At 40.3% G+C, this 14,902-nt stretch carries 6 protein-coding genes; 4 read left to right on the top strand and 2 right to left on the bottom strand.

Annotation, left to right across the window (positions count from 1 at the left end; all coding sequences use genetic code 11):
• Window positions 1-109 precede the first annotated feature (109 nt).
• Window positions 110-568 (top strand): Lrp/AsnC family transcriptional regulator, encoded by a 459-nt coding sequence (locus tag H561_RS0105850; protein WP_027386159.1) that lies wholly within the window; start codon window positions 110-112, stop codon window positions 566-568.
• Between the two features lie 3 nt (window positions 569-571).
• On the opposite strand, the gene H561_RS0105845 is transcribed toward H561_RS0105850, so the two are convergent.
• Window positions 572-1,606: a bestrophin family protein gene (locus H561_RS0105845; RefSeq protein WP_027386158.1), complete on the bottom strand. Its 1,035-nt coding sequence runs from the start codon at window positions 1,604-1,606 to the stop codon at window positions 572-574.
• A gap of 143 nt (window positions 1,607-1,749) precedes the next feature.
• Window positions 1,750-3,822, bottom strand: a complete 2,073-nt coding sequence (locus H561_RS0105835) for an alpha-ketoacid dehydrogenase subunit alpha/beta (protein ID WP_027386157.1) — start codon at window positions 3,820-3,822, stop codon at window positions 1,750-1,752.
• A 645-nt stretch (window positions 3,823-4,467) separates the two neighbouring features.
• Here H561_RS0105835 and dnaE point away from each other — a divergent pair.
• The 3 genes from dnaE to H561_RS0105805 all read left to right on the top strand — a co-directional run bounded on the left by dnaE (window position 4,468) and on the right by H561_RS0105805 (window position 14,651).
• On the top strand, window positions 4,468-9,141 hold the full coding sequence (gene dnaE / locus H561_RS0105820) for a DNA polymerase III subunit alpha (protein WP_027386155.1): 4,674 nt from the start codon (window positions 4,468-4,470) through the stop codon (window positions 9,139-9,141).
• Window positions 9,142-9,470: 329 nt separating this feature from the next.
• Entirely contained in the window at window positions 9,471-12,578 is a 3,108-nt protein-coding gene (locus H561_RS0105815; protein ID WP_027386154.1) for a T9SS type A sorting domain-containing protein, read from the top strand.
• Between the two features lie 489 nt (window positions 12,579-13,067).
• On the top strand, window positions 13,068-14,651 hold the full coding sequence (locus tag H561_RS0105805; RefSeq protein ID WP_081411636.1) for a GEVED domain-containing protein: 1,584 nt from the start codon (window positions 13,068-13,070) through the stop codon (window positions 14,649-14,651).
• Window positions 14,652-14,902: the final 251 nt, after the last annotated feature.

Below are 14,902 nucleotides of genomic sequence, written 5' to 3'. Positions count from 1 at the left end.
TTTACAATACAAATTCTGATTTTAGGAATATAAATCTATTATATATCAATTTACTAGAGAAAAAGTTTTATATATTTGAAAATCATAAACTTTTAACAAAAATTTATCTATGAACTTTGATGAGATTGATAAAAAACTGCTTCTTTTTTTACAGGAAAATTCAAAGCAAACCACAAAAGAACTGTCTTACAAACTCGGTTTGTCTGTAACTGCTGTTTATGAACGCATCAGGAAAATGGAAAATACGGGAGTGATTTCAAAGTATGTGGCGCTTTTAGACCGGCAGAAAATCCACAGGGATTTTATTGTTTTGTGTCATGTAAAACTGGCCCAGCACAAAAAGCAGCATGTACTCCAGTTTGAAAAAGAAATCATGACGCTTGATGAAGTCACGGAATGTTTTCATGTAAGCGGAGATTACGACTATATTTTAAAAATAGGGGTTAAAGATATGCCGGATTACCGGAATTTTATGCTGACCAAACTCACCACATTACAGCATATTGCAAGTACCCACAGTTCATTTATGATTTCTGAAGTTAAAAATACAACGGCCATTGTTCTGTAATTATTAGACCAGGACTCCGTTTTTAGAGGCAATCGGTTCCGGAAGGTCGGTTTCGCCTGCCATTTGCAGAAGGTCGATTTCAATGGTCCGGCAAATCGATAGCATAGGGACGTCAAACATCAGTCCCGCAAAAGGATTTTCCGAATAATCCCCTACAAGCTCCATAATGATATAGATCCAGCCGACAATGATACAAAAAGGGATGCTTATCCAGATCCCCCAGTCTCCAAGCTTGGCAAATTCACTTACCAATCCCAATGGAAGAAGCATAATAAATAAGATATTGAATATAAACGCCGTACTGGCAAACTGTCTTGGGGAAGGGAATTTTTTAATTCTTTCTGCCTGTCCCTGGTAACCGTAGAATTCATTTAAGCAGGTCTGTAACTGAAGCTGGTTGAATTCCGAAATTATTTTGTTATTTTTAAGTTCGTTGATGTCTTTTGCCTGCTGGGAAATAAGATAGGTCGCAAAATTTTTGTAAGTGGACTGAAGTTCTGCCTCTTCTTCAGAGAGGTATTTATTAAGAAAAATCGGAGTCCTGGAGTAATCCGGGAATCCTGCTTTGATGAGCCTGTTCCTTTTATGGTCAATATTTTTGAACTGGTCGGTCTCTTCAGCTTTGATATGTTCCCATTCGGTAGGAACCAGAAGCTGTTCCCTGAAGGCATAGAGCCATGCGATATGCCGGCATATGATCTTTCTTCTCCGTTTTTCCAGATCCAACATCCCTATCTCGTCCTGATCTGTATCGAAAGCGTAGATCATAGCGGCAAAAGACCGGCTGGAATTCACGATTCCGCCCCATATTTTCCGGGCCTCCCATAATCTATCGTAGGCCTGATTGTTTTTAAAACCGACCAGAAATGCTTCTGCTGTACCGATAAGTGCCACCGGAACCCAGGGAATAATCATCCACTGCCAGTCCAGGAAATAAAAAACAAGGGCAATAAGAGTACACCATACCGTTATAATGATGAGGTGTTTACCTGATAGATTCAGGATCTGCTTGGCATTGATATATCTTGTTGTGATCATGAATGAACTGTATAGACGTTTAAGGTCAACGAATGGGTAAGCAAAACAAATACCAAGACAGGATGTGGTATCAAAATAAACAATTATACTTCAATAAAAATGGCCTAAAAAAACCTCCGGGATATCCGGAGGTTGTATATTGATTACTGTGTAAGTATTTCTTCGATTTTCTTTGTCAGCTTTTCAGCATTCGGCAGCATCTCTTTTTCCAATATCAGATTGATCGGGACGGCCGGAGTATCAAGCGATCCCATGGTTTCAACCGGAGCATCAAGATATCGGAAGCAGTTCTTCGAAATTCTGTGGGCGAAAGCTTCTGCAAAAGAATTGTTCAGCTGCTCTTCCGTTAAGACAATACATTTGCCGTGGGCTTGTACTCTTTCAAAAACCAGTTCTTCATCCAGTGGGATGATGGTTCTTAAATCAATGACTTCCACTCTCCCGTTAAAGTGCTTCGCGGCTTCTTTTGCCCAGTAAACCCCCATTCCGTAGGTTACTACCAGCAAAGTTCTGCCTTTTTCGGTTTCTTCCTTATCCGCTTCGATAATTACTTTCCCTTTCCCGAAAGGTAAAATGTAATCTTCTGCCGGTTCAATGGTTTTCGCATCTTCGGTTCCCGGCACTTTGCTCCAGTACAGGCCTTTATGTTCTAGCATAACTACCGGATTCGGATCATAATAAGCTGCTTTTAACAAACCTTTGAAATCTGCTGCGTTGCTTGGATAAGCGATTTTAATCCCTTTGATATTGGCTAAAATACTTTCAACACTTCCACTATGGTAAGGCCCGCCGCCGCCGTAGGCTCCGATAGGGACACGGATGATATTGCTTACCGGGAATTTTCCCTGGCTTAAATAACTTGATTTTGAAATTTCCGTGATCAGCTGGTTGATGCCCGGGTAAATATAATCCGCAAACTGTACTTCAACAATCGGCTTCAGGCCAACGGCACTCATCCCTGTTGTGGAGCCGATAATATAGGCTTCCTGGATCGCGGTATTGAATACCCTTTTGCTTCCGAATTTCTTCCCTAACGTCACCGTTTCACGGAAAACACCACCGATTCTTTCCCCTACGTCCTGTCCGTACAGCAGTGCTTCCGGATGTTTCCACATAATTTCCTGGATGGCATGAATGGCTGCATCAACCATTACAATTTTTTCTCCGCCTTCCGGTTCCCGGGTTCCGGTTTCTTCCGTAATCGGAGTCGGTGCAAAGATATGCTGCATTACCGTTTCTGGCTTTGGATCTTCTGCTTTCTGAGCTCTTTCAAAAGCTTCTTCTGCTTCCAGGCGGGCTTTTTTGGTTATCTGTTTTAAGAGTTCTTCATCAGTACCGGCATCGAGCAGATAGTTTCTCAGTATTTCTCCCGGATCCTTTGCTCTGTGCTTGGTTAAATCTTCTTCATCCCTATAGAATTCCCTTCGTACTCCGGAAGTGTGATGGCCGATCAGTACTGTTTTGGCGCAGACCACCACCGGTTTTCTTTCACTTCGTACAAAATCAACGGCTTTTTTCATTACTTCGAAACTTTCCACGAAATCGGTACCGTCCACTCTCATTCTGCTCAGCCCGGTGAATCCTGCCACGAAGTCATAGGCATCACAGGTTCTGGCTTCTTCTTTCGTTACGGAAATTCCCCATTCGTTATCCTGAACCAGGAAAATAATCGGAAGCTGATGCAGGGCGGCGAACTGAAGCGCTTCACTCACTTCACCTTCGGTTACGGAATTGTCTCCTAGACTGCATATGACGACAGGGTTATTTTCAAACTGCTGTAATTCAAAATCCTGAATATATTTGATTCCCTGGGCAACACCGGTTGTCGGAATGGTCTGCATTCCCGTTGCGGAACTCTGATGAATGATTTTAGGCTTGTCTTCATCCCTGCTGGACGGATGGGAGTAATAGGATCGTCCTCCTGAAAAAGGGTCATCAGCTTTTGCCAATAACTGTAGCATCAGCTGGTAAGGCTCAAAACCGATTCCCAGAAGAATGCTTTCATCCCTGTAATACGGGGAAACCCAGTCTTCTTTTTTCAGCTGATATGCTGTGGCCAGCTGAATGGCCTCATGGCCTCTTGAAGTACTATGAACATATTTGGTAACATTTCTGTTTTCTTCGTAGATGTCTGCCATTGCCTTGGCAAGCATCATGTGGTTATAAGCCTTAAGCAGAATATCCTGAGAAACTTTTTCGTGAAGCGTATTTTCCATAGGAAGCAAAGATAAACAAAAAAACAAAACACTAACAATTGTTAGTGTTTTTGCTGTATTGTAACGCTATGGTGCTGATATTCTTATTCTTTCATTACCTTTTTGGAAATGATATTATGATCTGTTTTAACCGAATAAAGTATATTCCTTTTGTATATGACGTCAGAGCTATGCTTGTCTCAGTATTGCTGATGGTGCCGGTAACTTCTGCCGGATACAGGGCTGATAATAACAATCTGTTCTACATTGTCAATGGTATTATCAGCTTTTACAGCAGGAGTTAAAGGGTTATTGACATCAAGCTTCCGGGGATAGTGTATGGTATTGTCCGTACAGGTACAGGATTATCCTGAAAAGTTTCAACGGTATTTTTAATTTTATATGTTACTTGAACTTTATTTGAATGAATTTTTGTTATTTCCATATTATTTTAACGGTAAAGGTTAAAGGAATCTGTCAACTCTGATTTAAGAGGATTATCTTGCAGAATTTAGGATATTATGATTTAATTTTTTGAATATAAGATCCTTTAAGAGAGCCGATGCATGATTTAATAAGGTAAAACAAATCGTTTTAACCATTTCATAAAAAAAATTTGAAGTAACTTTACATTCTCTTTTTACTTTAAAAGCTGGAAGAAATTATATGTATTTAGTTTTTGACACAGAAACCACAGGATTACCAAAGAATTTCAACGCTCCGCTTTCAGATTCAGACAACTGGCCAAGAATGGTACAGATTGCATGGCAGTTGCATAATGATGACGGGACATTACTTGAAAACCAGGATTATATTATAAAGCCGGAAGGGTATGATATTCCTTTCAACGCGGCAAGAATTCACGGAATTACCACGAAGATTGCCAATGAAGAAGGCCGTGACCTTGAAGAAATTTTAAATGAATTTTCCAAAGTATTGGAAAAAGTACGGGTTGTTTCAGGGCATAATGTTGAGTTTGATTACAACATTGTCGGTGCTGAATTTTACCGTAAAAATATAAAAGATCATCTTCAGGAAAAACCGAAAGCCGATACCATGATTCTCGGTACGGATTTCTGTCAGCTCGGCGGAGGCCGGGGAGGAAGATTCAAGCCTCCGAAACTGGAAGAACTGTACGAAAAATTGTACGGCCACAAGTTTGATGAGGCGCATAATGCGGCAGCCGACGTTAATGCGACTGCCCAGGTGTTCTTTGAAATGATGAGGATCGGGATTATTCCTGCCGAGGTGTTAAAAACTTCGGAAGATCAGCTTGCGTATTTCAAAACGTTATATCCGGATCCGATCAAGCCGTTCAATATTGTTATCAGAAGGCAGGTTGCGGATTTTAACAATAAGAAAAAACAAGCCGATGCCGGAAGTATTGATGATATTGATCTCGGAAAATATTTCAACTTCGATAACCACAGCGTCTTTTCAACCTTATCCGCTACGTCAAGCATCAATGACCTGATTAAAAAAGCTTCAGATGATCATTTCCCGGCTGTCGGAATGGTAGACCTCGGAAATATGATGGGAGCCTTTAAATTCGTTTCAGCAGTTGAGGGTGCCAACAGTGACCGGGCAAAAAAACATAAGGAATACCTCACCAAAAAACAGGAAGCTGAAGAAAAAAGGGAGTCGTTCAGTGAAGAAGAGCCGGTTTCACAACCTCTGATTCCTGTTGTGGGCTGTGAATTTTATATTTCAGACCGTTACGAGCAGAAACAGTTTACCAAAGATGATCCAGACAGAAGGACACAGGTGGTTTTGCTGGCAAAAGATTTTAACGGGTATAAAAACCTGGCGAAGCTTTCAAGCATCGGGTTCCTGAAAGGATTTTACTTCGGTGTTCCGAGGGTAAGCCGTAATTTGATAGCTCAGTATAAAGAAGGAATTATTGCGCTGACTTCGGGAATAAACGGAGATATTCCGGACGCCATTTTGAATACCGGTGAACAGAAAGGGGAGGAGCTTTTCAAATGGTGGAAAGATACTTTTGAAGATGATTTTTATGTTCAGATTCAGAATCACAAGCTGCCTGAAGAAGAGCATTTGAATGATGTTTTACTGCACTTTGCAGATAAATATAACGTTAAGATTTTAGCACAGAACGAGACCTTTTATTCCAATAAAGACGATTCAAACATACAGGATATCGTAAGCTGCATCAAAGACGGTGAAAAACTAACCACACCGGTCGGGAAAGGTTTCGGAAAGAGAAGAGGCCTGGCAACAGGAGAATATTATATCAAAAATTCGGATGAAATCAAAGAAGCATTTTTGGCATATCCTGATGCTTTTGATGCTTATGAAGAATTTACTGCAAAATTTAAACCTTATACGTTAAAAAGGGATGTTTTACTGCCGAAATTTGATATCCCGTCAGAATTTATTCATGCTGAAGATGAAGCGGATGGAGGAAAACGCGGCGAAATGGCTTACCTGACTTATTTAACATATGAAGGCGCGAAAAAAAGATATATAACAACCGGAATTACCGATGAAATTAAAGAACGTCTTGATTTCGAGCTGGAAGTTATTGCCAATACCGGATATCCAGGATATTTCCTCATTGTTCAGGATTTCTGTAACGAAGCGCGGAAAATGGGAGTCTGGGTAGGCCCGGGAAGAGGTTCTGCGGCAGGTTCCGCCGTTGCCTACTGTATCGGAATTACCAATGTGGACCCGATTAAATATGACCTCCTTTTTGAGAGGTTCCTGAATCCGGAAAGGGTTTCGATGCCGGATATTGATATCGATTTTGACGATGAAGGCCGTGACCGGGTCATCAAATGGGTCATTGACAAATACGGGCAGAATCAGGTGGCCCAGATTATTACCTACTCGGTTTTAGGTGGGAAATCTGCGATTAAAGATGCCGGACGGGTATTGGACCTGCCTATTCCCGATACGAACAATATCGCGAAGCTGATTCCTTCCACACCGGGAATGAATATTGCGAAAGCGCTTTCTAAATATGACAAATTAAGACCGGAAGACCAGATGCTTGTCGATGAGATGAGATTTGTCCTGGACAGCCCTTCAGATCCGCGCCACGATGTTCTGGCAAGTGCGAAAAAGATGGAAGGGTGTATCCGGAACACCGGAATCCATGCCTGCGGGGTCATTATTACCCCGGAAGATGTAAGCAATTTGGTTCCCGTGACCATTGCAGCAAAAGATGCTGATATTCTCGTGTCCCAGTTTGATAACTCGGTGGCGGAAAGTGCTGGACTTCTTAAGATGGACTTTCTGGGTTTGAGGACCCTTACGATTATTAAAGATGCCCTTAAATTGGTTAAGCAGCGGCACGGAGTTGATCTTGACCCTGATGAAATTGGGCTTGAAGACACGAAAACCTACCAGCTGTTTAAAGAAGGAAGAACCATCGGGATTTTCCAGTATGAAAGTCCGGGGATGCAAAAGTATATGAGAGAGCTTAAACCGACGGTTTTTGCCGACCTTATTGCCATGAATGCTCTGTACCGTCCGGGACCGATCAAGTATATCCCAAACTTTATCAACAGAAAGCACGGGATCGAGGAAATTGTCTACGACCTGCCGGAAACCGAAGAATACTTAAAAGAAACTTACGGAATTACTGTTTATCAGGAGCAGGTAATGCTTTTGTCTCAGAAGCTGGCCAACTTCACAAAAGGTGAAGCTGATACGCTGAGAAAAGCAATGGGTAAAAAACAGATCGACGTTCTGAATAAGATGTACCCGAAATTTATTGAAGGCGGAAGGAAAAATAACTTAAATGAAGAACGTTTAGAAAAAATATGGAATGACTGGAAGGCCTTTGCAGAATATGCATTCAATAAATCTCACTCTACCTGTTATGCCTTGATTGCCTATCAGACTGCCTATCTGAAAGCCAATTATCCAGCAGAATATATGGCCAGTGTAATGAGCAACAACATCAACAATACCGAATCAATCACCATGTTCATGGAAGACTGTAAAAGTATCGGGGTTGATGTTCTGGGACCTGATGTGAATGAATCCCAGTACAAATTTTCAGTAAACGAAAAAGGGCAGATCCGTTTTGGACTTGGGGCTATAAAAGGAATCGGGGAGGGGCCAAGCGAGGCCATCACCCGGGAGAGAGCGAACGGAAGATTCAAAAATATCTATGATTTCTTTGAGAGGATACAGCCTTCGCAAATGAACAAAAGGGTGGCGGAAAGTCTGGTATTGGCAGGAGCTTTTGATGAACTTGATAAATTCCATAGAGGACAGTATTTTGATATCGATATGGCGGGAAGAACCAATCTGGAAAGGCTGATCAGGTATGGGCAAAGCTTTCAGGAAAGCAAACATGAAATGGAAAATTCTCTGTTTGCAGACTTTGCGGATGAAGTCCAGATCGAACAGCCGAAATTGCCCCCTTGCCCTGAATGGCCGAATATGCACAAGCTTAATAAAGAAAAGGAAATTATAGGATTTTACCTTTCTGCGCATCCGCTGGACGAATTCAGGTATCATTTTCAGTTTATGCAGGGGCAACTTTCCAAGAAATCAGTACTGGAAAAAGAAGACGAGGTAAAACTGGTGACAGATGAGGCCCCGATCCTAGAACAAGATACGCCTGAAGATGTTGCTGATCTTGTGGAAATTGTATCCGACGAATTGCTGACAGGAGAGGAAATCATTGAAGAGGTAACGAAAAAAGCAGAACCGAAGGGGGTTTTCCAGTTCCTGAACCTTGATGAGGTAGATGCCTATAAAGAACAGGCTTTCGCCAATAAGCAGGAAGAGCTGTTTGAGGAAAAGAAAAAAGACTGGAAAACCATACAGAAAGAGAGGGAAAACGGCGGCGGCGGAAAAGAATATACGGTTGCCGGCTTAATTACGGAATATGTAGTGAAAGACGGTTTCAGAAGCGGTGAAAAAGTAGCTTTTGTAACCCTGGAAGATTATTCAGGATCCTATTCTTTCAGGTTGGGAGACCGGGATTATATGAAGCTGAAGGAGAAACTTGAAGTTCAGCGGTTTGTGATTTTAAAAATCAAGTTTGCCCAGGTAAAAGACGGGCGGGTATTTGTGAATGTGAATGAAGTGATTGAATTGCAGGAAGCATTTGAACGATTTGCCAAAAGCATTTCTCTGGTGATGGATGTGATGGACTTCAGGTCCGAAGACCTGAACTTTTTCCGGAAGGTTCTTGAAAAAAACCAGGGAAACCAGAAAATAAAATTCTATATCAAGCATATGGAAGACGATTCGCAGGTTGAGCACCTGGAAGTCCAGTCGATGAAACATTCAGTCGATCTGAATGGTGACCTGATTAAAGAAATCCAGCTCCTTAATAAATATGAGTTTTATCTGAATTAATAAAAATAAAAACTGAATCTACAAAGCAGCATTTTGCTGCTTTTTTTATTGATCATTAAGTCTTTATTTGGTGATAAATTAAAAATATATTTTATCTTAAATAAAGATTAATCCACATTATGTGATTTTATGATGTATTATAATATACTGTAAATCAAATAGATGTTAATTAAATTTTGATTATTGAATTATTGTTAATAGTAAAATTATTTTATTATTATGTGGTATATTAATAAATATTTTTAATTTATTTTTAATATTTTATGTTAATTTTTGATTTTAAGTTAAATATTTGTTACTTTTATCGCCTAATTTTATTTTTACTAAATATGAGAAAACTTTTACTCACGTGCCTTTTATCAATCGGTACATTAATTTCGGCTCAAATCACTTTGGGTTCAGGGACTACCAGCGGTGGAGTATCTACCTCCGTAGCTACTGTTCCCTGGAGTACGTATTATGGTTATAGCTATGCACAGCAAATTTTAACAAAAGCTAATGTCAATGCAACAACAGCAGGAAACATTACAGGGTTGAAATTTTATCTGGGTGCTTCATCGGTCATTACAAATTCCAATGATGTTGTCGTGTATCTGGGACTCACCAATAAGGATTCCTTTACATCGGGAACAGATTGGATTCCGGCGACTTCACTTACTCAGGTTTTCAGCGGAACCGTAACCAATAACGCAGGGGTTGTAGAGATTACTTTTCCAACGCCTTTTCCTTATGACAATGTTAATAACTTAGTCATTGCCGTAGATGAAAACAAAGCTAATGATGATGGTGGAGAACGTTTTTACACGTACTCAAACGGTGCTAATAAAACATTGTATTATCGAAATGATAGTACCAATCCTAATCCAGCATCCATTACCCAGACCGGGACAAGATCTGCAACACAATCTGTAGTTACTTTACTTGGTCTTACGCCTAGTGATGTTCCAACATGTCCTTCTGTGTCTGCACCTGCTGCTGCTGCAACAGGCGTTTCTGTAACTCCGGCTATTACCTGGGGTGCTATAAGCAATGCTACAGGGTACAGATTGTCTATCGGAACTACTGCCGGAGGAACAGATGTGCTTAATAATGCAGACTTAGGAAATGTTCTTACCTATACCCCTGCAACGCCACTGGGTTATAATAAACAATACTTTTATACTGTAAATGCATATAACGGGGCAATTCCATCTGCAGGATGTGCAGAAAGATCTTTTACTACATTAAATATTCCGTGTCCTACAGTTTCAGCACCGGCTTCAGCTGCTACAGGGGTATCTCTTACGCCAACCATCACCTGGGGTGCTGTAACAGCAGCTACAGGGTATAAACTGAGAGTGGGAACTACTGCCGGAGGAACAGATGTGCTGAATAATGCAGACTTAGGAAACGTCACTTCTTATACATTCAGTACTCCTTTATTAAACAGTACCAAATACTATTACAGTATTAATTCATACGATGGAACTACAGCATCGGCTTCATGTTCTGAAAGAAATTTCACAACTGTTTGCGGTACTTTACCAGCTCCTTTCTTAGAGTCGTTCAATTCAGGGACTTTACCAAACTGTTGGTCTAATTCCAGTACAAACAATACAAGTTATTCCTTGTGGCAATTTACCGGTACTCAGGATTATGGTACTACAGGTATTGGGGCTTCAGGAACAGTTGCTTTTGTAGATGCATCTTCTCCTTATACCGGAGTTCATGATGTTACTTTAACTTCTCCTCAAATCAGCTTGGCCGGACTTACAGTCCCTTATGTTCAGTTCAAATGGTTTAAAAATCATGCAACTGTTGCAGGAGGAACTCAACCTGCTTATGATAATAACCAGCTTACCGTGCAAGTTAAAGATGTAACAGGTTCAACCTGGGAAACTGTCTTTACTTCATCAGCCAACAGTACTTTATGGAGAACGGAAGGTATTGCATTACCTGCTGCCTATAACGGAACTACCGTACAGGTAAGATTCGTTGTTGATAAAGATGTTGCAGGTAACGGATACTTCTATGATAACCTGTTGCTGGATGATGTAGAAGTGAAAGAAGCTCCTACGTGTTTATCTCCTATCACTCCTGTTGTTACGGCAACCACAACTACAACCGCAACGATCGGCTGGACTGCACCGGCTACTGCACCGGCAAGCGGATATGATATTTACTACAGTACTGTCAATACAGCTCCTACAGCTGCATCTACACCAAATATGACAGCTATTGCAGCGACAAGTTATGTAATTAATGATGCTGTTGCAGCGAGTACTTATTATGTTTGGGTAAGATCCCGTTGTTCTGCTAATGATCAAAGTACTTGGGTTGGACCTGTTTCCTTTGCTCTGGCACCTGCGAATGACGACTGTGCAACGGCTGTTGCTTTAACAGTAAACCCTGATACTACCTGTACTGCAACAACTGCAGGGAATACTTTAGGGGCTACCAATTCAAACGTACCCGTTGGTACCTGTACCGGAACACCGGATGATGATGTCTGGTATTCTTTTGTAGCAGGGTCTGCTGTACAGACAGTTACACTTTCCAACGTGGTTTCTACGGGAACTTCTTCATCTACGAGCTTATATATACAAGTGTTCAGTGGTACTTGCGGATCTCTGACGAGTGTTCAGTGTGGAACTGCCAATTCGACAAGTATATCAGGTTTAACTGTTGGTCAGACTTATTATGTAAGAGTGTATAACAGCAATGGGGCCGGGGCTAACAACAGCTTTAGTATTTGTGTAAATACACCACCGCCGCCGCCGGCTAATGATGTTTGTTCAGGTGCTGTCGCTTTAGCAGTTGGGGGCGATTTCAATGCTAATGCTATCGTTGGTTCAAATGTGTCAGCAACTACAGACGGCACTACGTCTTGCCAGACAAGCAGAGGGGATAATGTTTGGTATACAGTAGTTGTACCGGCAAGTGGCAAGGTTACTTTAGAAATTCAGGCTGTAGCAGGATCAGGATTTGTGGATAGTGTGCTTTCTGTTCATTCCGGTACCTGTGGGTCATTAACAAGTATAGCTTGTGATGATGATAGTGGGCAAGGCAATCTCTCTTTAGTGACAGTAACAGGTCAGACTCCAGGTTCTACGTTATATGTAAGTGCATGGAGATACACAGGAAGTGCCGGTGGCGGAAGTACGACAGGACAGTTCAGGATTTCTGCTTACGACGCATCGCTTTTAGCAGCTTCAGAAGTTTCAGGAGCTAAAAATATGATTAAAGTATATCCGAATCCTTTCTCTGATATTCTGAACATTTCTGACGTTAGTAACGTTAAAAATGCTATGGTAACGGATATTTCTGGAAGGTTGATTAAAACTATTGCAAATCCTTCTTCAGCCCTTCAGTTAGGAGAACTGAAACAAGGAATGTATCTGGTGACTTTAGAAATGAAAGATGGATCAAAACAATCTTTTAAAGTTATTAAAAAGTAGAAATTTTTAAAATTGATAGATAAATAGCGGCTGAAATCAGCCGCTATTTTTTTATTCTGCTGTAATCGGATCAATTTTTTTACACAAATTTATTATGTTAAATGTGATACCACATTATTTCCCTGAATAAGGACTAAAATATAAATCATTGACTGCAAATATTTTATAGATAACAATAATATTATATTATTTATAAATAATTAAATGATTGTTTGTTTTAATGATAAAAAATTGATTTATTAACTGTATAAAAAAACCATTTTATTAGATTTGGTTATTTAAAATGAAATTTATTAATACCTTTATGCCTTGAAACTATATAAAATATATAATGCAATTTTCCTTTGTATCCATCTTGTTTTTGAAAGATTAACTCCACTTATTGGTTGTAGGAGCAGAAATGGATTTTTTATATGTTTAACACTTATTCAGTACTTATTGATGAGCTTGATTTTAACCTAAATTTAATTAATATAAAAATCATTAAAAATGAAAAAACTTCTATCAATTAGCCTTTTTTCTTTAGCGCTTTCAATGTCTGCACAGACCTACTGTGTTCCTGCGTTTGCCAGCGGATGTACGTATGGGGATCAGATTGACAGCTTTATGATTCCGGGGGCAGGTTTCAGCCACCTTGACACCGGTTGTTCTTCCGGATCTTATGGTGATTACACTTCACAAACGATCAATTTCAATGCGGGGGTTAACTATGCTTTTACCGTAACGCATGGTTTCTCAGGCCAGAAAATAAGAATGTGGATCGATTTCAATGATGACGGAACTTTTGATGAAACTACGGAATTGGTGGCAACCGGCAGCAGTGTATCAAATACGACAAATGACTTTATTGCAATTCCTGCAAATGCGCCGTTGGGTACACACAGGATGCGTGTGGGTGACAGGTATAGTACTCCGCCGGTGCCATGTGATACGGAAGGATGGGGAGAAGCCCATGATTATACCGTTAACATTGGTGCTGTTCCGAATTGTGTTGCACCATCCAACCTTTCTGTTACGGCAGTAGCCGACACTACAGCCACTCTGTCATGGACGGCTACCTCAAGTACTGTAGGTGTAGGATATGAATATTATGTTGCTACCAGCAATACGGCACCGTCAGATGCTGCTACTGCTACAGGGTCAGTATCCAGTCCTGCTGTAAGCGCGTCACTGAACAATTTAGCACCTATAACGACTTATTATGTATGGGTAAGATCGGTATGTACAACCACAGAAAGAAGTGCATGGTCTCTTTCAGCCAGCTTTACAACATTATGTTCAGTTATAATACCTAATTATACTTTTGATTTTGTTGACGGGATCAATCCGTGCTGGAGTAATGCTGACAGCGGAACTCCTGCTACAGAACCTTCAGGAACAAGTTCCAACTGGTATGAGGACGGATTCTTAAATGATGGATATGAAGGAGCAATGAAAGTGAATCTTTACACAAGCTCTTTTTTCCCTACTACTTTCGATGCATGGTTGATTACGCCTGCCTTTAATCTTTCCGGAGGAGGTTACCGTGTGAAATTTGACTACGGTCTTACTGAATATGGAGATACCACACCAGGCAACCTGGGTTCAGATGATATCGTTCAGTTTGTCGTTTCTCAGGACGGAGGTACAACGTGGACTGTCCTTCAGACCTGGGATACAAATACTTCGCCGTCAAACAATTCAACCCAATATGTATTCGATCTTACAGGATATAACAGTGCCAATACCAAGTTTGCATTTTATGCTACCAACGGAGCTGTTGCAGACGCTAGTGATGTAGAGTTCTTTATAGATAACTTGGTGGTGGAGCAGAATGTTTTATCAACAAGTGAAACCGGAGCAGCGAAGAACTCCGTTAAAGTATATCCAAATCCATTCTCTGATGTACTGAATATTTCTGATACCGCTAATGTAAAGAACATTTTAATAACAGACGTTTCAGGAAGACTGATAAAAACTCTGGCCAATTCAGGCTCAGCGCTTCAGTTAGGAGAACTGAAACAAGGAATGTATTTTGTTACTTTAGAAATGAAAGACGGTTCAAGACAGACCTTTAAAGTTATCAAAAAGTAAAATTTTAAAATTAATTAAAAGATAGCGGCTGATTTCAGCCGCTATCTTTGTTTTTAACAAGACATAGGATTGTATTTTTCAGCTGAAAAATAAAGAGAATTTAATGAATAACTCTACTATTGAAGACTATTTCAGGCAAATGATAAAAACAATTGAAAAGTATATTTTAATAATGATTATCAATAATAATTTTAATTATTTTTTTTAGCTGCTTTTTTTATTAAAAAAATCATTATTAACATGGATTTATT

It is taken from the genome of Chryseobacterium gregarium DSM 19109, from assembly GCF_000430845.1.
GTDB lineage: Bacteria > Bacteroidota > Bacteroidia > Flavobacteriales > Weeksellaceae > Chryseobacterium > Chryseobacterium gregarium.
This window is presented reverse-complemented; position numbering and strand designations above follow the sequence as displayed.